Below are 18,655 nucleotides of genomic sequence, written 5' to 3' on the forward strand. Positions count from 1 at the left end.
TCATTATGCGCTTGCATGAATTGGAACAGTACCGCTTCATTGATATTCATTACCATGCTGATCCCGATTTATATCGACGCAGTCTGGATGTATGGGGAGCAGGCAAACAATATCAGGCATTGCAAGGGGCTGTGTTTTTGAAAAGCCATTTAGGCGCAACCAGTATACAGGCACAAATTGCCCAACATCATGGCTTGCCCGTTTTCCCTTCGGTAGCATTAAATGCAATTGCCGGTGGCATTGATTATCGCGTCATATGCCGTGCCTTGGCTGAATATAAGGCACATCCGCATACCCGCATGCTGGTTGATTTCCCGACTATTACCGGGCGTAAATACACGTCCAAACTTCCAAGACAATTGTTGCACCCAGCTTTGGAAAAATTTACCCTTGCTGCGGAAACTGTGTTTGATGAACGCCAGCAACTGCGTAAAGAAGTCATTGATATTTTGAAAATGGCCAGAGATTATCCCATTGTGCTGACGACTGGCCATGCTTGCAAAGAGGAAATTTATGCCTTGATTGAGGCATGCTCTCAATACAATGTGCCGGCATTGTTGTTAAATCAACCTGCTAATCCGTTGACGGGGCTTCCGGCAGAAGAATTACGGGCGCTGGCAAAACACGAATTTGTGTGGATAGAGCAAACTTTTTTAACTTATGTTCTCGGGCATCAAAGCGAGGCTGATTTTTTAACAGTGCTTGCTTCTCTGCCGCGAGTGATTTACAGCTCAGATTTAGGACAGCCCAAGCAAATGGGTGTTGCGCACTGGATTAATCACTCGCGTAAATTATTTACCGAATTTGGCATTTCTGTGAGTCGCCAAGATGAAATAATGCGAAGAAATCCTATTTCTTTATTGGCCATCTAAAGATAAACTAAAGCTCCGGTCAAGGGATGGGACAATGCTCAATGAGTGAGCAGTAGCAAAATTTTCAGGATGAAAAATGAAATATAAATACTTGGGAAAGGTGCATTTTGAAGATGACCACATTGCTAAACATTTTGCAAACAATGTGGATGAGTTGGTGCGTTGGATGCATGAGTTGGCACAAAAAAAATTTAGCGAAATAACAGGCGAAATCATTGATAACAAAACGCACCGCATCGTAAAAAGTATTCAATTTAACCCTGCCGAAGATTGATGAACGGCTTTTTATTTAACTTTTTATACAGCTACAATAAGACAAGAGTCTATTTCGAGAGGTTTCATGCGCATCATCATAGCTTGCTTACTGCTTGCACTCATAGGTTTGCAATACAAGTTATGGCTGGGCGATGGCAGCATTTTGCACTGGCTGCAACTGGAAAAAAAACTGGCAATGCAAAAACAAGAAAATAAGAAGCTGGCTGCACGCAATCGCCATATTGAAGCCGATATTCTAGAACTTAAATCTGGGGAGCAGGCTCTCGAAGAACAGGCGCGCTTTGAATTGGGTATGATTAAAAAGGGTGAGACTTATTATCATGTTATCGAATAACCTGCGTTGAAAAGGTAGGCATGCCATGCAGCTATCTTTTTGAGCAGACGCGAGTTCAGGAATAAACGGATGTAGACGCAGTAGGCTTTAGCGGCAATGGCGCTCTAACCAGCATTCATCCGTGTAATCATCACATACTTCGATGGTTTCACATTCATATACATAAGGTCTTGGGGTTCTCGGCACGGACACGATGATTTGCGGCTCACCCCAATAATTATAATAGTCATTATGTCCATGGTAATGTCTCTCCGGATAATTCCCATATCCGTATGCGTGTGCCGAAAAATGGCTAAATGCTGCAATGAAAAGAAGAACATATGTCATGATGCGTTTCATGGTAATCCTGAATTCTTGTTATTAAATCCAAATCACAACGCCGGCAAGACGCTGGATTTAAACGCATGAACAGTATATAAAATATTTGACTGGAATTCACCTAGATTGCATATAAAAACAGCATGCAGTTGAAATTTAATATATTATTGGCAGCCATTACGAATTTATACTTTAATCATGGCATCCTTAAAGTCTGCCGGGGGAGGGGAAGCCCATAAACTGAGGGTGTAACCGCCGCCGCCTGATCCTGTGGGCTTGACTGCTACGGCACCTGCATTTCGCAGTGTTTGCATATGCTTTTGTAAGCTTTCACTGATTAAGCCCCATGCCTTAAAACAATCGGAAGCTTGATTGATTGCCTGCGCCAGCAGTTCCAGGGCAGCAGGTTGTTCTAAAGCATCTGCCGCTCTCAGCACGCTTTGCATCATTTGCACATCAAGTTGAGAGGCTTGCTCAGGGGCTTCTTCCCACAACGTTTGCACTTGCTGAATGCAATGGGATGTGATGCCTATTTGTCCGCAAGATGATAAATACCATTGCGGTTGCCAAACTTGTTTAATAGGGTGGTACTGACCTTCTTGAAAGAAAATACCGTTTTCCGCAGAAACTCCGGCAATATCAAGTCCGCTACTTTTTCCATGGAATAAATTTTCCAATTCTTTGGCAAAGTGATAAATGTCCCAGTCAGCTAATAATTGTTGCGCTGAAAACCAGCGGGCTACTGCAACGCAAAGGGCTGCTGAAGCTCCCATGCCTACACCAACGGGAATATTACTATATAACTGAAAGTGCCCATTTAGCGTATTTAATGATTTCCCCACCAAGTGCATGCCTTGTTCGAGCACGCTCCAAAATAGCAAGTGAGTATCTGCACCGCTTTCGCCTTCATAATGGGCATTCAACTCTGAGGTGGAACGATGATAGCTTAAGGTAAGCTTTTTATCTTTGACAGGAAATACCAGTGCTGCGTGCCCGCGAATAACAGCATGTTCGCCGGCGAGAATCCACTTTCCATAAGTGGTTGTTTGAAAATCATAAAACATCGTAATTGCCCACCAAATAATCTTTTTTAAATTGGTTTGCCATGCTGGCTTGCTCAGGACGGTACAGAAGGTGAATATTAGGGCCGGCATCCATGGTCACCAGCGGGCCATCGCCTGTCTGTTGCCAGAATTCTTCGAGAGTTCTAAGGACTTCACGCGCTTCTTTGGTCATGTATGAAAAGGCAGGGGAACTGCTGGCAAACAATTCATGGATATCCTGGAATTCGCGCCAACAAATTTGGTAGGCGCATGCCCAATCCTTTGTTTCCAATGCGGCAAGTAATAATTTTAAATTGTTTTCGGCGCGTTGCACGCGTTTAGCATACAATGGACTGGTACGAATGCGGATGTGAGCTTCGCTCGAAGGGATTTTCTTTTCTTCGTGGCTGATGATGATCACTTGATGCAGTAAATTTTTATATGGTAATTCAATGGCTTCTACTCTATCTTCCTGCCATAAAGCCCAAGGGGAAAAAAATGAGCGGCATGAGGAGCCGGAACCTTCGCGGCTCAGGCTGGCTTGGATTTCAATCGATGGGAGGGGAGTATTGGTTAATTCACTTAAAGCAAGGACAGCGCATTTGGTCAAGGCGGCGAAACTGGATGCTGAACTTGCTAGTCCGCTGCCGTGTGGAAAATTATTACTGGAACGCACCACAAATGCACCCTGGTAGTTAAAAAAAGCTTTCAGGCGCGCCAAATGGTTGAGGAATCGTTCCTGACTTGTTGTCGATAACTCAAAATTTAAAGCACCGGGAATATTCAACGGTTCCCAGAAATCTTTTTTTCCAGGTTGGGTTTCCAGTGCAACGCTGCTTAATAAATTGTTTAAAGTATAAGATAATGATGAATTGATGGGTAAATTGGTTTTTCCTTCTTTTTTTCCCATGTATTTAATCAGAGCAATATTCGATGGTGCTTGCGCGAACCACGGCATGTTTATTCTCCTAAATTTACGTAGCGCCTATTTTAGTGCCCAGGTGCGTCATTCCATAATATTTTATGCAATTGCAATTGAAAGCGTACGGAAAGCTTATCTTCTATTATCCAATTGGCGAGTTCAGTGGGATGTAACTGGCCCCAGCTTGGGGAAAAAAGAATATGAACGCGCTTGGTTAATTTATATTCGGATATTATGGCGCAGGCCCATAAATAATCTTCCCGGCTGCATAATACAAACTTAATTTGATCGGTTGCTTTGAGGTAGGAAAGATTTGTATATTTATTTTTTTCACACTCTCCTGAATCTGGAGTTTTTAAATCCATGACGATCATAACCCTAGGATCGACTCCTGCAAGATCCCGTGCCCCACTGGTTTCCAATGAAACGTGGTAACCGTTCTCACATAATTGCTGCAGCAAATCAATGCAGCCAGGCTGCGCTAAAGGTTCTCCGCCTGTAACGCAGACGTGAGAACAGTTGAAAGCGGCAACATCGGCCAGAATGTCACTTATATCCCGTAGCTGACCACCATGAAAAGCATAAGCTGTATCGCAATATTGGCAGCGCAGTGGGCAGCCGGTAAGGCGCACAAAAACAGTGGGCAAACCCATGGTAACGGATTCACCTTGCAGGGAATGAAAAATTTCAGTAATTCGTAGTTGATTTGCTCTGCGGTTCATTAACTGCCTAACGTTTCCAATTTTGCGGTGGCAAGCTGTGCTGTATTGGTATCAGGATAATTTTTAATTACTTCTTGCAAACGTTGTTTTGCTTCAGTTTTCTTGCCTGATGCAGCCAAAGCGTAACCAATTTTTAAAAGGCTTGCAGCGGATTTGCTGGATGATGGGAATTGTTGCAACACTGCTTCAAAATGGCTGATGGCTTGTGAATAATTTTTCTTAACCATATAAAGTTCGCCCAACCAATATTGAGCATTTGCCGTATAGCCACCTTGCGGATATTGATTAACAAAATTTTGCATGGCGGTTAAAGCATCATCGTATTTTTTATTTTTTACCAATTCATAAGCTGCAAGGTAACTAATTTGTTCATCGGCTGGATTATGGTGGCTAGCCGCGTTTGCAGGCTGGGATTTTACAATTGCAGGAGCGTTTGCTGTTGGCGCTTTGGGTGCTTGCGCAGTGGGTGTAGATAAATGCGGGCTTGGCTGCTTCTCGCTCAGTTCTTTTGCTGATAATTGCGCTGGTGCTTTTTGCGCTTGCTGCGCCGCTGCATTTCTTATGCGTTCATCTAAATCTTTATAAAAAGTTAATTGCTGTTGCTGCAACAATTTTAAATCATGGGTTTGTATTTCTAACTGGCCGCGCAACTCTTGTATTTCTTGCTGTAACCCTTGAATTTTAGCAAGCAGCATGGAATTGTCATTTCTATTGTGCGGTTCGGCAGTATCATAAGCTAAAGCCGGTTCATCGTCGTTGTCGTAAATTTCTACAGGAGCCCGAGCAACAGGCTGCTCATAAGCATCCTGTTGCTCTTCCAGAAGCATGAAGTTTTCGCTGTCATCAATCACCGGCGCTGCGGCAAAAGAAGGTATCAGAAAACAGCTCAAACATGCCGCAAGAAGAAATCGGGATTTAATCATCGGGTAGCCTCATAAGTTAATTCCACGCGTCGATTTTGACGGTGAGACGCTTCATCATGGCCAAAATAAACGGGACGCTCTTTACCATAGCTGACCACGCGCATTTGTTGTGGACTTACACCAGCCATGCGCATCAATTGTGCAACGGTATTGGCACGCCGCTCGCCCAAGGCAACGTTGTATTCACGGCTGCCACGCTCATCTGTGTGACCAGCAATCAGAATACGTGCACCAGGATGAGATTTCAAATATTCAGCTTGGGCATTTACTGAAGGTACGTATTTTGCAGCCAAGTTACTGTCGTCATAATTAAACAAATAAATTTGATTATGCGGGGCTTGCGTGGTGTAGATTTCACCTTGCTCTTGTCCTGCAAAGCGGCTGTTTAGCTGACCAAGGCCGCGGGCTGACATATCACCGTCATCCGGGATGCCATCTGCACTGCCAGGGGTTTTTGAACAAGAAGCAAGCAAAATGCTGGCTGCTAAAAAGCCCAATTTAATCATGGTTCGTATATTCATCCTAAGTTCTCCTTATTATATTTTTTCTGTCAGTAACAGGCCTAGTTTGATGGTGGCACATTGTACAATTGTTTTGAATTTTTTGCTATTGCTTGAATTGGATTATTCAGAATGTTTTGCTGCAGTAAATTCAAGCTTTGTTTTTCAGAATTTGCGCTGGGATGGCCTGCTTGCGCGGGCCTTATTTCATCGACCATGACGCACGGAATTCAAGGTAATGGATTATTGCAGAGATTAGAGATAAATGAACGTGCCCTTAATGCCAGGGAAACAGAGGTTCTATCCCCCAGGCTTTGAAAACCTCATCATCTAAATCAATATCGCCATACTGGTTTTCAATATCAATAGGCGGGGTGGTTATTGTCGGCTCTTCTACATCATCGAGTAATTGTTCAATATTTTCCAGTACGTTTTCTGAAAGTGGCTTGAAAAAATTCCAACTTGCGCCTTGTGAATCAATATGGCGTTTTATAATCAAGATGAGGGTGGTTAAAATACCGATCCCTAGGGGTATGGAAACGCAGGAAAGAATTTTTAAGAAAACTTCCATGAAGCTTTGCCGATTTAAGCGAAGCGTTTCATTGATAATTTTTTTATTTAAATACTCAGTTTTAAGATTATATAAAGTATGTTCTGCAAAACTCTCCCGGAGATTGCTATCGAAGTCAACATGGTTAAATAAGGTTAAACGTTCGACGAGTTCTTGCATCACCAGCCTTTTCGCATAAGCATAGAAAACAGGTTTTGCAGCATCGAGTTCGCTCTTTAATCGCGCGACTTTGATTTTAAAATTGTTAAAGTGCTTGCTTTCTTCACCTGCTTTAGTAGCAACAGGTATCTCATCTATTTGCCTAAACACACGATCTAGTATGTTAACTTGATCGAGCAATTCCTTGGAGGCAAAACTGAAGCAACTTGCTGAGTTAAATTTGAAATGTCTTGTTTCACATTCAATTTGAATAGACGTCATGATGCTTGTTAGAAGAGTTGCAAGCTCGTATTTTCGCTCTCCTTCCCCGTCAAGAGAAGATTTTGCGTGTTCACGTGGTTGAAGCTGAGGTGCTGTATTGGGATAAAGGATAGAATTTATATTTTGATTGAAATGATCCAGCCAATGATCAAATCCTTTTCCTAAAGGAGAATTCTGATTTTCCAGCTCTTTTTTATTATGGGTAATATAAGCTGTGGAAATTTCTTTAATTTTTTGGACTTTGGCAAAAAAGGTAGGCATTTTTATATTAAAGCGTAAAAATTGATAAATTATAATACACAAGTCAATTTATTTCAGCATATTTGAAAAATAAAGTACACATAGGGTCATGAGAGCTTAGTGCATGGACTTGGAAGTTGGTATGACTCACTTCTGTTTAAAGTGTTTGATTTGTGCTATGACAAACTCAGCCAAAATAGCTGTAAGTGCTTTGCTGGCATGGTTCGCTGCTATGACGCCGCCATAAGGAGTATCGGCAGGACAGGGGATTTTTTCTGTAATGATTTTCGAGGCGAGAACCTGATTATCTTCTACATGCGTCAATACGACTTTCACGACCATTTCAATATGGCTTGGTTTACAAATGAAATTTTGCTGCAGCTTGATAAGTTGCGTATCCAGCCTGTAGTCTGCTTTATCGGAGTAGGGGGTGGAGGTCACTGCATGGAAATAACCCGTTGCCTGCAGGCTTTGCATGATCAACGGCGCCAGCATGTTGGCAGGCGCTCCTACCCAGGCATTGCGTGCAAAAGCACTAACTTCATAGGGTTTGACGCTATAGAGCATTTGTTCTGTTTGATACCCTGCAGCCGCTTCAGGTTGGGTCACCAGGATGGTGGTCGCACTTTTTGTCGTATGCATCTTACGGCTAAACGCGTCTAGTTTATACTGGTTATTTACCGTAGTTTTAACCGCGCAACCGAGTAAAAAAACCTGGATGCAAATTAAAAAAATAGTGCTTGATTTTTTCACATTATTCTCCAGGACCAGGTTTTGGAGCCGTGCTGCCACGAATTAAAACGGCAGGATTTTGCCGCATCTGGGCACTGACTTTTTCCAAATTGGTTGCAATTAAATCCAGACGTCTTAGAAGTAAAATGGTAGGAGGAATTGCCTGCTGGGAAATTTTATCGATGCCATTTTTACCAGCTTTCATGGTGGCGGTAACTTGACGGCCTGCCACCGACATATCCGTTGCCATAGCAGTAAATTTATGGATAGCGGCCTTGAGTTCTTTTGTTACCAGGGGTAAATCTCGCAATGTTTTATTGATATTATTATCGTTTTTGGCAATGGCTTCGGTAATTTTTTCCAAATTCACGAGAGACTTATTTAAATTCTTGGCATTTTCCGCATTAAAAACGCGCTTAAACCCGGTGGCAATATCATTAATATTTTTTTCAAGGCGGTTGAAGAAAGACGGTTTCGAAGGGATGACAGGATAGGGTTCGCCGGGTGTGCGTTGCAATGGTACAAACGAGGAAGAATCCGCAGACAGCCCAAGGTAGGTGGTTCCGGTAATGCCCTGAGTGATCAGCATGGCATGCGTACTCACCGTAATTGGGGTACCTTCTTTTATCTTTAACAGAATTTTTACCTGTTGTGGATCAAAATGACTGAGTTCGATTTTATCGACCATGCCCACTTTCACGCCGTTATATTTCACCAATGATTCCTCGGTCAATCCTGCGACGGATTCATGCGTATAGACGGTGTAATAATTATATTTTTTTCTTTCAAACCCAATGGATAACCATAGGCTCGCAATAATTAATCCAGCGGTTAAGATTAAAACCGTTAAGCCTACTATGGTGTAATTAGCATTTGACTCCAAGCCTGTCTCCTATGCATCAAGAGGAAGATAGCTCTTGATTGAACCTCAAACAGTTTAAATTTTACTGAAATAATCAGCAATGAGAGGGTTTTTATTTTGCATCAATTCTTTTATTGGCTCCACGCTTATTATTTTGCCTTTCCCCACAAATGCCACGCGATCGGTAGTGCGTTGCAATGATTCAATATCATGGCTTACGATGACGATCGTCAAATTTAGTGCATTGCGCAGAAATACGATTAATTCATCAAACTGTTTGGCACTTAGCGGATCAAGACCCGATGTTGGTTCATCTAAGAATAAAAGTTCAGGGTCCATGGCAATGGCTCGCGCTGCGGCAGCGCGGCGCTGCATTCCTCCGCTTAATTCAGCAGGGTATTTTTCCGCGGCTTCCTTAGGCAAACCCACCATCAAAAGCTTAAGCATTGCTAATTCTTGCATAAATTTTTTATCAAGCACAGCAAGCTCACGCATTGGGAACATGATGTTTTCAAGCACAGTCATCGAAGAAAAAAGAGCACTATGCTGAAATAACATTCCCCAGCGCCGCCGTATAGCATTTGCGGAGGCTTCATCCAAGTGTGCCAAATCGTTACCGAAAACGCGGATGGTACCTGCGGTTGGCTGCAATAGCATGAGAATGCTGCGTAAAATGGTGGTTTTTCCGCTGCCGCTGCCACCGATTATAGCGAGAATCTCGCCGCGGTTGACGGTTAAATTAACATCCGAATGCACCCATTGATTGCCCAGATAATTTTTTAATCCTTTAATTTCAATGACAGGCTCAGACATGTTACACGTCCAGCCAGCTGTAGATCACCGAATACAGAGCATCGGCGATAATGATTAAAAACAGTGCCTGTACCACGCTTTTCGTGGTTTGTGTGCCAATGCTTGCTGCGTTGGATTGTACGCGAAACCCCTGAAAACAGCCGACTAGGGCAATGAGCAAGGCAAAAGCCGGGGCTTTGTATAAACCAAGCATTAATTGTTTTAAGCCTACTGAATCCTGCAAGCGGCGCATAAATTCAACATAACCCACGTTTAACATGAATTTAGACATGAGCATAGCACCTAGGGTACTGAAAAAATCAGACCAGAAAATAAGCATCGGGAAAAAAAGCAATAATCCAAGCACCTTAGGCACTACTAATAATTCCGTAGGGGATAACCCCATCGTACACAATGCATCAATTTCTTCATTAATTTTCATGCTGCCAATCTGCGCGGTAAAAGCGGAACTGGTACGTCCTGCCACGATAATCGCTGTAATTAAAGGCGCAAATTCACGGAAAATCGCCATACCCGAGAGATAAGCAATAAAAATATTTGCCCCATAGGTTTCCAATTGCAATCCCATTTGATAGGCAAGGACTACTCCAATTAAAAATGAAAGTAAGGCAATAATGGGCAAGGCAGTTACTCCAGTCGTGTACACAGTATGCACAATGCTTGGAAATTGAAAACGCCGCCATTGGCCAAATGCTCTGAATAATTTATCGCTTAAATCACCAATCAAAACGATCAAGCCTCGGGCCTGATTTAATTTATGTACGGTTTCTTCGCCAACTTGATATAAAATAGTTTCTTTTTTAGGTTTTGGGGGAGAATAATCGAGTATTTCGCGCTTTGCCTCTACCAATTTATATAAATCTTCTTGTGCCGGGCTAAAATCCACACGTTCGACTAAATTGTCTTTTTTGTTCAACTCTTCAATGCAACGCAATAGCGTCAGAGCACCTGCACTGTCAAAATGAGTAATTTCTTTGCCACTTATGGTGATTTTTTGTGAGGAAGGTAATTGCGTGCGCAGGAATTGTTTAAATAAATTATCCATAGCAAGTATGGACCAGTTCCCCTGACAACAGTAAAGGTTTTTTTCTTCTATAAATTGCAGTTGAGCAGGTGACTCGTTCGCTGTCATAAAGAGATTGCATGCGTAAAATACTCTAGGATAATACGAAACCGTATATCATCGCAAAACCGAATGGTTTTATGGTAAAATTCAAACCATTTTATTACTGTGTGACGGGCATGACGGACGATTACAGTCAATTTGAAAAACGCAAACAAGATCATATTGAGCTTGCATTGATGCCGGACAATCAGGCGCAGGAGTTAAATGCGCTCGATGGCGTCACTTTAATCCACGAAGCATTGCCCGACCTTGATTTTAACGACATAGATATTTCTGCAAGTCGCTTTGGAGAGCAGGTATCTACGCCGTTTATGGTTGCTTCCATGACGGCAGGACATCGGCATGCACTGGATATCAACCGCCACCTTATTACTGCTTGCGCACAAAATGGGTGGGCGATGGGGGTTGGTTCGCAGCGCCGGGAACTTACGGATAGTCAGGCTGCATACGAATGGCAACCTTTAAGGCATGAGTTTCCAGAAGTCAGTTTATTCAGTAACTTAGGCATAGCGCAACTGATTACCACTCCAATAGTGCAGATTAAGCGTTTGACCGATGCGTTACAGGCAGATGCGTTAATTATTCATTGCAACCCTTTACAAGAGTGCATTCAACCGGAGGGCACGCCTTTATTTAAGGGATGTTGGCAGGCGTTGGAGAATCTCGTTAAAAACATGCCCTTACCGGTCATTGTGAAGGAAACCGGGTGTGGTTTTTCCTATACAACACTGCTTCGTTTAAATGATATTGGAGTCGCAGCAGTGGATGTGAGCGGATTGGGAGGTACGCACTGGGGGCGCATTGAAGGGCATCGAGCCGTGGATGAACCATTACGCCATAAGGCTGCCGCCACATTTCGCAATTGGGGAATTAATACAGTGCAAAGCGTATGCGACGCCCATTCTTTAGCACCTGGATTTGAAATTTGGGGATCTGGCGGTGTACGGCATGGTTTGGATGCAGCCAAATTAATTGCACTGGGAGCCACGACCATTGGCTTTGCCAAGCCCATGCTGGATGCTGCTTTACAGTCAGCGCAAGCGGTAAGTGAACTCATGGTTGCAATTGAATACGAACTAAGGGTCGCTATGTTTTGTACAGGCAGCCGCGTTTTAGATGATTTGAAGGAGAAGGCATGTCGTTAATAAATAATGCCGGTGAATTGTTTCAAGGTTTTTCTAAATTAAATCGCGAAGAACGTTTCCAGCGCTTATTGCAAATGGGTGCGATGACGTCTGAAGACATTGTTTATTTAAATCAAGGCGGTGTGCGAGATACCGACCTCGCCGATAAACTCATTGAGAATGTCATTGGCTATTTTCAACTTCCCTTAGGTGTTGCCACCAACTTTTGCATCGATGGCTGCGATTATGTCATCCCCATGGCCGTTGAAGAAACGTCTATCGTAGCGGCTTTGTCCAAAACAGCGCGATGGATCCGCCAGTGCGGCGAAATTACGACTTCGGTAGCGGGTGAATGCATTGTAGGTCAGATTCAATTGGCGAAAGTTAAAGATTTCGCGCGTTTTTCGCAAATTTTCACTGAAAATAAGGCATTTTTGATTGAAAAAGCCAATGAGGATGTGGCGGGTAACATGGTGCGTCGCGGTGGTGGAGTAATGGATTTGCAATTGCGCCATTTAGCCCGACCAGATGGCGGTGATATGGCTGTGATCCATCTCACCATGAACAGCTGCGATGCTATGGGCGCTAACATCATCAATCAAGTATTGGAATACCTAAAAACACCGATAGAAAATTTAAGCGGTGAGCACGTCAGCATATGCATTTTATCTAACTTAAATGATCAAAAGCTGACAACGGCCCAGGTGCAAATCCATGATATCGACCCATCCCTCGGTGAACGCTTGCAAGAAGCATCTTTGTTTGCAGAATTAGATCCTTACCGCGCCGCTACCCATAATAAAGGGGTCATGAATGGTATGGACGCAGTCTTGATTGCCACAGGCAATGATTGGCGGGCAGTGGAAGCTGGTGTGCATGCTTATGCCGCCCGCTCCGGACATTATCAAGCGATCACGCGCTGGCGTTACCAGGATGGCATTCTCAAAGGGGAGCTTACAGCACCGGTTATTGTAGGCACAGTGGGGGGGGTAACCGCGGTGCACCCTACAGCCAAAATGTGTTTGCGCATGATGGGCATCGAATCCGCTAATCATTTATCAAGAGTGATAGCTGCGGTGGGGTTGGTGCAAAACTTAGGTGCTATTAAAGCGTTATGCACTGAGGGAATCATTCAGGGGCATATGAAATTACATATTGATAATTTACTGTTGGTGGCTGGGGCAAATGATGGAGAAATGCCGCTTTTAAAAGAGCGCTTAAAACAATGGTTGGTTTTACACAAGCGGGTAAGTTTGCATAAAGCTTGCGAATTATTGGCTGAAATCAGACAGGCGCAATCCATTTTATGAAATGGCAAATACCGGCAAAAACCTTTCTTTTAGGAGAGTATGCAGCGCTTGCCGGTGGTCCTGCTCTGTTGCTGACCACAGAACCTTGTTTTGCAGTAAACTTAACTTACGCAGGCAATACGGATGGGGTGCATGCTTTATCTCCAGCTGGGGTGTGGTGGGCAAAAAATGCTCCTGAAAATGCCGGATTGTCATGGCATGATCCTTATCATGGACGAGGTGGCATGGGAGCTTCCAGCGCACAATTTTTAGGGGTGTATCTAGCCTGCCAAACCGTACAAAAAAAAGAGCCTGGCCACCAGCATTTGTTGGAAGCATATCTATCCTGCGCTTGGCAGGGGCAAGGACTTCCTCCCAGCGGCTATGATGTGTTGGCCCAATCCATGCAGGGTTGTGTTTATATTCATAAGCAGCAGGGGATTTGTGAAAGTTTGCCTTGGGTTTTTGCAGACTTGAGTTTTGTTTTGCTGCACACGGGCAAAAAATTAGCCACTCACGAGCATTTACAGCAAAGCCGCCGCTTCTTGCATGTGGAAGAATTGGCATCAATCGTATGTTTGGCCAGGGAAGCATTTGCATGCAAAGACAGCGGGCGCTTGATTGATGCAGTGAAGCAATATCATCAGCAATTAGCAAAATTTAATTTAGTAAGCCAACACAGTTTGCAATTGCTGCAGATTCTCAATAAGTATCCACAGGTAGCTGCTGCAAAAGGGTGCGGGGCATTAGGAGCGGATGTTTTACTATTATTAGTGCCCGCGGAAAAATTATCTTCTTTTTGCAATGTTTTGCAGCAAGATGAATGGCCTATTTTAGCGACCAGTGAAAATTTGTACACAAAATCTCCATTAATTGAAAATAATCCGCGCAAAACACTTGAAATTTCACCTTGATCCGGTATGATTTCAGCCTCTTTAGGGCCGTTAGCTCAGTTGGTAGAGCAGGAGGCTTTTAACCTCTGTGTCATAGGTTCGAATCCTATACGGCCCACCAGTATTTGGCTACTTTTTGCTGGGCGTGGTAAAATATTTAGATAGCTTGCATTTCCGAATGCTCGAAGTACAACGTGTTTAATTTAAAATAAGAACTACGGGCCGTTAGCTCAGTTGGTAGAGCAGGAGGCTTTTAACCTCTGTGTCATAGGTTCGAATCCTATACGGCCCACCATCACACCTCTTACAAAGGCGCTCGTAGCTCAGCTGGATAGAGTACTTGGCTTCGAACCAAGGTGTCGGGGGTTCGAGTCCCTCCGAGCGCGCCATTTAAAGGGTCTTCCCGGGTCTTCCCCAAATCCGGGGGCACTTCACTCATCCGCACAGCACTCTAACTCTCAACCTATAATTTTCGGGTCTTCCCCAAATCCGGGGGCACTTCACTTATCCGCACAGCACTCTAACTCTCAACCTATAATTTTCAAAATTTCTAAATCCGTAAGCTCTTCTCTGAATCAATTTCATCTTCCGATGAAACCCTTCAGTTATTCCATTGTTCTTCGTAAAGCGAAGCATTCTAACGACTTCTTCTCTCCATTTAAATAATGTATTACCTAATGTTTTAAGTGATTGAAAGGGGCTCTGCCTTAGTTCTTTCACCATTTCCAAGAATTGTGGTAGCAAACGCTTGCACTCTTTAGCCGTACAATGCTTCTTGGTTAATAGTTGATGCAGTTGTTGTTTAAAATCATAAATGGCAGCAATGGCGGGCTGCTGTTCCAAATAGCGATTACGTTTGGTTAAAGCGTAGAGGTTATATGGGGCGCTAAAATATTTTCTGTGTTGACTTGTTCATGATCAAAGAACCGATAGGCTGCTTTGGTTTCATGCCAGCCTCCACATGCCGCAGGTATACTTAGATTGGGGGCATTGCCTAACTTATCAAATAAAGAAAGTAACCGAGCATTAAGTCTTTTATCGCCTAAATCAATTGTTGCATTTCCTCTGCTGCCCAGCTCATGATTATCATCCTGACTTATTGGGCATTGCAGTATACGAATTATTATAAAAAATAACTGCTTTTTATACTTATGGGTAATGATGTGTTCATTTGGAGGAGAGCCCCCAATTGTTGTAGCTCATGTAAGGCCGTCCCGCTTTGCATATGCCAACTGGCCCATGTGTGGCGTAAATCATGCCAACGAAAATCCTCTATACTCGCTCTAAGTAATGCTTTCTTCCACGCATAATTATTACAGCGAGTTACGGGCATTTCTTGAAAGGAAGAGAGGAATTAATAATTTTGCTCTTCGTTCATTAGGACGACCAAATTCAATGCTGCTATACGTTCTAGAGTGTGGTGGGGGAGTTAAAGAACTTCCCCCTTAATTTATTTTTATTACACGGATTTATAAGCTATTCATTTTCGTTTGAAATAGCTTGAATATGTGTATATACCATGTATAATTATACTATGAATATACATATGGGGAATTACAATGTCTACAGTTACGCTAACCAAATGGGGAAATTCAATCGGGATTCGTATCCCCTCTGTTATCATTAAAGAAGCTCATTTACATCCGGGTGAAGAATTGGAAATTAGAGCAGATGAAAAGGGTGTGCTCACATTAATTCCAATCAAAAATCAGCAAGAAGGATGGTTAGAGCAATTCAATGCTGTTGTAGATAATAGCAATGATGAGGCTCATTTAAATTTAAGCAATGATTTCGATCTGGATGAATGGACATGGTAAAAATAAAAAGGTTTGATGTTTTTTTAGTAAACCTCGATCCTACAATTGGTTCTGAAATTACAAAAACACGCCCAGCAGTAATTATATCACCGGACTCAATGAACTTGAGCAGGTTAAAAACAGTTATTATAGCGCCGATGACAAGCACCATCAAAGACAATTTTCCAACAAGAATATTAACAGAATTTAAAGATAAAAAAGGGCAGATTGCGCTTGATCAACTGAGGTCAATTGATCGGACTCGTATTTTAAAAAAATTAGGCGTTATTGAAAAAAAAGACCAAAATAAGGTACTAGATCTTTTATCCATAATATTTCAAAAATAGTTTTCCAAGGAAAACGGTATTGTATATTCATATCTATATTAATTTTACAAAGTCTGATTAATCGTAAAACTAAGCAAACGAGCAGGATGAATTATGGTTCTCCGGCGAAATTTCCAAGTTGATTATCAGACATTTAATCGGTTATTACGGATAAAGTCCCCTCCCCCTTTCCTATATAAACATTCGGGCTCGCTGAAACAAGTGCATCTATTCGACGATATGCTGAATGAATTAATCCGGCTCAATCATTTTAATCCTAACAAGTGCGGAATTAATGCTCTATAAATAAAAGTAAAATTATGGAATAATTATTGTCCAACCTCAATAATATTTGTTTATTTATATGAAAATTAAAGCAGTTTTTTTGATCGTTATTAGTTTATTCCCCATTTCTTTATTTGCTAGTAACGTGATTTGTCCTTTAGCAAACGGAATCAATGTACTGACCACTAAGCGAGTCTTAAATATTTGTAAACGTGGCACTGTCATTAAAACCTTTAAAGTAGCGCTCGGGAATAAAGGCCTTGGTAAAAAAAGGGCGGGTGATAATAAAACCCCCCTTGGTTTATACGGGTTAGCTTATCCAAGAAAATCCGCTCAGTTTAAAATTTTTATTCCAATTCTCTATCCCACAGCAAAGCAATTAGCTGCAGGATATACAGGTAGGGATGTTGGGATTCATGGCCCCAATCAGTCATCTCGTTTGTTGGGTTGGCTAAGCAACTTACCAGGCTCCACCCGGGGTTGCATTGCTGTTGGCAAGAATAACTATATTGAGTATGTGGCTAACTGGGTCAAAGCCAACCCCGGAACTAAGATTTTAATTATTTAGAGATATCGAGCATGGATGAGGTCAGACTCCTTGATGTGGAGTCTGAACACCAATCGGAGGTCCCTCAATGGCCATTCCACCCAGCCAGCATATTAGCTATTATTACGTCGATGGGTAAAATAGTTGTGTTTGCTTCCGCAACAATATCGAACACACCAAAACCAAGGTGCAATCACTGCAAACGGATGGCATTTGCGAACGCTCCCATAGACTATTTTGCAGGAGTTTTATCAAATCACATTTGGCAAGAAATTTATACAATATTACTTTTCTATTCGATTGCTATCTTGACAATGCATCACCTTTCTTCCCTCAAAGGAACTACAGTGCCTTCAATTAAAACAGGGGGCAAGTTGGATGAGCAAGGGAAGGCTCATTTTGGACTACTTTCATGAGGAATAGGTGTCAAATAGCTCTTTAGCAGACTCTGAAAGCACTCGTACTGGCCAACATTTTTTTTCGAGCAAAGCGCTATTGCAACCTGCACCATGTTGAATTTTTGGTGCAGGCTGTTTAGTAAGTTAGTTTATCGTTAAATGCTAATGATTGATTGGAAGAATTTCGGTGACTTCTAAATTTAGCAATTTAAAATAATCATAAGACATATAAAACTCGCCCCAATAACCAACAGAAGTTCCCCAGGAATTTCTTAGTGTCAACAAACCTTTATGCGCAACCCCATGGTCATCATATACGGTTGCATTATCATCATAACCGGTGATGATCATTTCATGCGCGGCTTCAATATCACTGATTCCATCCATAACTTCCTTACTTAAAACCCAGGTATCTTGGGTAAACCAAGTACGATATTTCCCTACTGCCCCAGCTGTTCCTAAATCCACTCTGGGAAGTAAAACGCCAAATACAACGCGATCACCCGCATGCAGTGCGTTTTTCACATTGTCCAAAGTAGCTTCAAAATTCCTTGCAACGCGAATGTCCTTAATGGCAGCATAAGTCCCTAAAACTGGTTCACTCATCTTAGCAAAATCTTCAGGAGCGATATAAGTTTGTGGTCTTTTCGAATATTTCGGGTAGTCATAATAACCACCGCATCCATTCTTCCATTGATTGTCCACATTTATAACACCGTATTGGGCCATTTGGCCAAAAACTTCACCAGAAAAAGAACCATCCCAACCGCTAATGCCATAACCATGTTGCTCCAGATAATTTCCTAATTGCAATTGGCACAATTGGCTAATATAGTCGCCTTTTCCTATTACAGCATCTAAACCACCGGAAACAGCAAAGGTAACACAAGTACCATGAGTTCCCTGGTCTAATACGGGTACGTTGTTCATATTTAATGAAACCGCTTTCGGTAATTCCAGCGAAGCAGCTGCCCGATTGCTTGATGTAAATCCATTTCTATGTTTATTCAAATCTTGTGCTTGGGATTTAAGCTCTGCTTTTTTATCCTCAGCTAAGCGCACATGCAGCAATTTAATGGTTTTTTCAGTTAGCTCCAATCCCCTGGAATCTTGTTCCAATTGATTGCCTGAGGCATGAATTTTCAACGTTTGATTTAACGAGCCAATTAACTCAACATCTTCTGCATTAGCCAAGGGCGTAAGCAAGACTAAGCAAACAATAACTTTCAGACTAAAAAATAATACGTTAATACGATTCATAATTATACTTTGGTTATAAACTTACAAACGGGGATCCATTATGCAAAACAGCATTTAAACAAT

22 protein-coding genes, 3 tRNA genes and 3 pseudogenes are annotated in these 18,655 nt (G+C 42.4%); 13 read left to right on the forward strand and 15 right to left on the reverse strand.

The window, feature by feature from the left end:
- Positions 1-5: 5 nt before the first annotated feature.
- The 3 genes from NKV53_RS09685 to ftsB all read left to right on the forward strand — a co-directional run bounded on the left by NKV53_RS09685 (position 6) and on the right by ftsB (position 1,482).
- Positions 6-872, forward strand: a complete 867-nt coding sequence (locus NKV53_RS09685; protein WP_325049565.1) for a DUF6282 family protein — start codon at positions 6-8, stop codon at positions 870-872.
- 76 nt (positions 873-948) lie between these two features.
- Positions 949-1,146, forward strand: coding sequence for a hypothetical protein (locus NKV53_RS09690; RefSeq protein WP_126954628.1), 198 nt, complete (start codon positions 949-951; stop codon positions 1,144-1,146).
- Between the two features lie 66 nt (positions 1,147-1,212).
- Positions 1,213-1,482, forward strand: coding sequence for a cell division protein FtsB (gene ftsB, locus NKV53_RS09695; protein ID WP_126954629.1), 270 nt, complete (start codon positions 1,213-1,215; stop codon positions 1,480-1,482).
- 87 nt (positions 1,483-1,569) lie between these two features.
- On the opposite strand, the gene NKV53_RS09700 is transcribed toward ftsB, so the two are convergent.
- The 11 genes from NKV53_RS09700 to NKV53_RS09750 form a co-directional block, all read right to left on the reverse strand.
- The gene (locus tag NKV53_RS09700) at positions 1,570-1,821 is read right to left on the reverse strand and encodes a hypothetical protein (RefSeq protein WP_126954630.1); all 252 of its coding nucleotides are present in this window, start codon (positions 1,819-1,821) and stop codon (positions 1,570-1,572) included.
- A gap of 164 nt (positions 1,822-1,985) precedes the next feature.
- Positions 1,986-2,864, reverse strand: coding sequence for a mevalonate kinase (locus tag NKV53_RS09705; RefSeq protein WP_126954631.1), 879 nt, complete (start codon positions 2,862-2,864; stop codon positions 1,986-1,988).
- Complete coding sequence (locus tag NKV53_RS09710; protein WP_126954632.1) at positions 2,854-3,801, reverse strand: diphosphomevalonate decarboxylase; 948 nt, start codon at positions 3,799-3,801, stop codon at positions 2,854-2,856. The genes NKV53_RS09705 and NKV53_RS09710 overlap by 11 nt, the downstream gene beginning before the upstream one ends.
- Positions 3,802-3,833: 32 nt before the next feature.
- Positions 3,834-4,487, reverse strand: a complete 654-nt coding sequence (queE, locus tag NKV53_RS09715) for a 7-carboxy-7-deazaguanine synthase QueE (protein ID WP_126954633.1) — start codon at positions 4,485-4,487, stop codon at positions 3,834-3,836.
- Complete coding sequence (gene ybgF / locus NKV53_RS09720; protein ID WP_126954634.1) at positions 4,487-5,410, reverse strand: tol-pal system protein YbgF; 924 nt, start codon at positions 5,408-5,410, stop codon at positions 4,487-4,489. Before ybgF ends, queE begins: the two co-directional genes overlap by 1 nt.
- Positions 5,407-5,931 (reverse strand): peptidoglycan-associated lipoprotein Pal, encoded by a 525-nt coding sequence (gene pal, locus NKV53_RS09725; RefSeq protein WP_126954635.1) that lies wholly within the window; start codon positions 5,929-5,931, stop codon positions 5,407-5,409. Before pal ends, ybgF begins: the two co-directional genes overlap by 4 nt.
- Positions 5,932-6,187: 256 nt before the next feature.
- Positions 6,188-7,162: a hypothetical protein gene (locus tag NKV53_RS09730; protein WP_126954636.1), complete on the reverse strand. Its 975-nt coding sequence runs from the start codon at positions 7,160-7,162 to the stop codon at positions 6,188-6,190.
- Positions 7,163-7,288: 126 nt separating this feature from the next.
- Positions 7,289-7,894, reverse strand: a complete 606-nt coding sequence (locus tag NKV53_RS09735) for an ABC-type transport auxiliary lipoprotein family protein (protein ID WP_127033102.1) — start codon at positions 7,892-7,894, stop codon at positions 7,289-7,291.
- A gap of 1 nt (position 7,895) precedes the next feature.
- Positions 7,896-8,756, reverse strand: a complete 861-nt coding sequence (locus NKV53_RS09740; RefSeq protein WP_126954638.1) for an MlaD family protein — start codon at positions 8,754-8,756, stop codon at positions 7,896-7,898.
- Between the two features lie 54 nt (positions 8,757-8,810).
- Positions 8,811-9,548, reverse strand: coding sequence for an ABC transporter ATP-binding protein (locus NKV53_RS09745; RefSeq protein WP_126954639.1), 738 nt, complete (start codon positions 9,546-9,548; stop codon positions 8,811-8,813).
- A 1-nt stretch (position 9,549) separates the two neighbouring features.
- Positions 9,550-10,680: an ABC transporter permease gene (locus NKV53_RS09750; protein WP_126954640.1), complete on the reverse strand. Its 1,131-nt coding sequence runs from the start codon at positions 10,678-10,680 to the stop codon at positions 9,550-9,552.
- A gap of 110 nt (positions 10,681-10,790) precedes the next feature.
- Between NKV53_RS09750 and fni the strand changes: the two genes are divergently transcribed.
- From fni to NKV53_RS09780, 6 genes are all read left to right on the forward strand, one after another.
- Positions 10,791-11,819, forward strand: coding sequence for a type 2 isopentenyl-diphosphate Delta-isomerase (fni, locus tag NKV53_RS09755; RefSeq protein WP_126954650.1), 1,029 nt, complete (start codon positions 10,791-10,793; stop codon positions 11,817-11,819).
- On the forward strand, positions 11,810-13,108 hold the full coding sequence (locus NKV53_RS09760; protein ID WP_126954641.1) for a hydroxymethylglutaryl-CoA reductase, degradative: 1,299 nt from the start codon (positions 11,810-11,812) through the stop codon (positions 13,106-13,108). The genes fni and NKV53_RS09760 overlap by 10 nt, the downstream gene beginning before the upstream one ends.
- Positions 13,105-14,001, forward strand: coding sequence for a mevalonate kinase (locus tag NKV53_RS09765; protein WP_126954642.1), 897 nt, complete (start codon positions 13,105-13,107; stop codon positions 13,999-14,001). The genes NKV53_RS09760 and NKV53_RS09765 overlap by 4 nt, the downstream gene beginning before the upstream one ends.
- Before the next feature lie 24 nt (positions 14,002-14,025).
- Positions 14,026-14,101 (forward strand) — tRNA-Lys (locus NKV53_RS09770).
- A 98-nt stretch (positions 14,102-14,199) separates the two neighbouring features.
- Positions 14,200-14,275: transfer RNA gene (locus tag NKV53_RS09775), tRNA-Lys, on the forward strand.
- A gap of 17 nt (positions 14,276-14,292) precedes the next feature.
- Positions 14,293-14,369: transfer RNA gene (locus NKV53_RS09780), tRNA-Arg, on the forward strand.
- Positions 14,370-14,484: 115 nt separating this feature from the next.
- Here the strand turns inward: NKV53_RS09780 and NKV53_RS09785 are convergent.
- The 3 genes and pseudogenes from NKV53_RS09785 to NKV53_RS09790 form a co-directional block, all read right to left on the reverse strand.
- Positions 14,485-14,844 (reverse strand): annotated as a pseudogene (locus NKV53_RS09785) (transposase); the annotation flags it as partial.
- Entirely contained in the window at positions 14,841-15,170 is a 330-nt protein-coding gene (locus tag NKV53_RS12065; protein WP_371923213.1) for a transposase DNA-binding-containing protein, read from the reverse strand. The gene NKV53_RS12065 and the pseudogene NKV53_RS09785, both read right to left, overlap by 4 nt.
- A pseudogene (locus NKV53_RS09790) lies at positions 15,164-15,313 on the reverse strand (tyrosine-type recombinase/integrase); the annotation flags it as partial. The pseudogene NKV53_RS09790 and the gene NKV53_RS12065, both read right to left, overlap by 7 nt.
- Positions 15,314-15,539: 226 nt before the next feature.
- On the opposite strand from NKV53_RS09790, the gene NKV53_RS09795 reads away from it, so the two are divergent.
- From NKV53_RS09795 to NKV53_RS09810, 4 genes and pseudogenes are all read left to right on the forward strand, one after another.
- On the forward strand, positions 15,540-15,797 hold the full coding sequence (locus tag NKV53_RS09795) for an AbrB/MazE/SpoVT family DNA-binding domain-containing protein (RefSeq protein WP_127057571.1): 258 nt from the start codon (positions 15,540-15,542) through the stop codon (positions 15,795-15,797).
- Positions 15,791-16,123 (forward strand): type II toxin-antitoxin system PemK/MazF family toxin, encoded by a 333-nt coding sequence (locus tag NKV53_RS09800; RefSeq protein WP_199737870.1) that lies wholly within the window; start codon positions 15,791-15,793, stop codon positions 16,121-16,123. Before NKV53_RS09795 ends, NKV53_RS09800 begins: the two co-directional genes overlap by 7 nt.
- Before the next feature lie 343 nt (positions 16,124-16,466).
- Positions 16,467-16,955 (forward strand): murein L,D-transpeptidase family protein, encoded by a 489-nt coding sequence (locus tag NKV53_RS09805; protein ID WP_253351040.1) that lies wholly within the window; start codon positions 16,467-16,469, stop codon positions 16,953-16,955.
- A gap of 139 nt (positions 16,956-17,094) precedes the next feature.
- Positions 17,095-17,207, forward strand: a pseudogene (locus NKV53_RS09810) (IS481 family transposase); the annotation flags it as partial.
- 287 nt (positions 17,208-17,494) lie between these two features.
- On the opposite strand, the gene NKV53_RS09815 reads toward NKV53_RS09810, so the two are convergent.
- Positions 17,495-18,592 carry a C1 family peptidase gene (locus tag NKV53_RS09815; protein ID WP_127032635.1) on the reverse strand — a complete coding sequence of 366 codons (1,098 nt, stop codon included), beginning with the start codon at positions 18,590-18,592 and terminating at the stop codon, positions 17,495-17,497.
- Positions 18,593-18,655: the final 63 nt, after the last annotated feature.

Source organism: Legionella sp. 27cVA30 (assembly GCF_024160945.1).
In the GTDB taxonomy this organism is placed as follows: domain Bacteria; phylum Pseudomonadota; class Gammaproteobacteria; order Legionellales; family Legionellaceae; genus Legionella_A; species Legionella_A septentrionalis.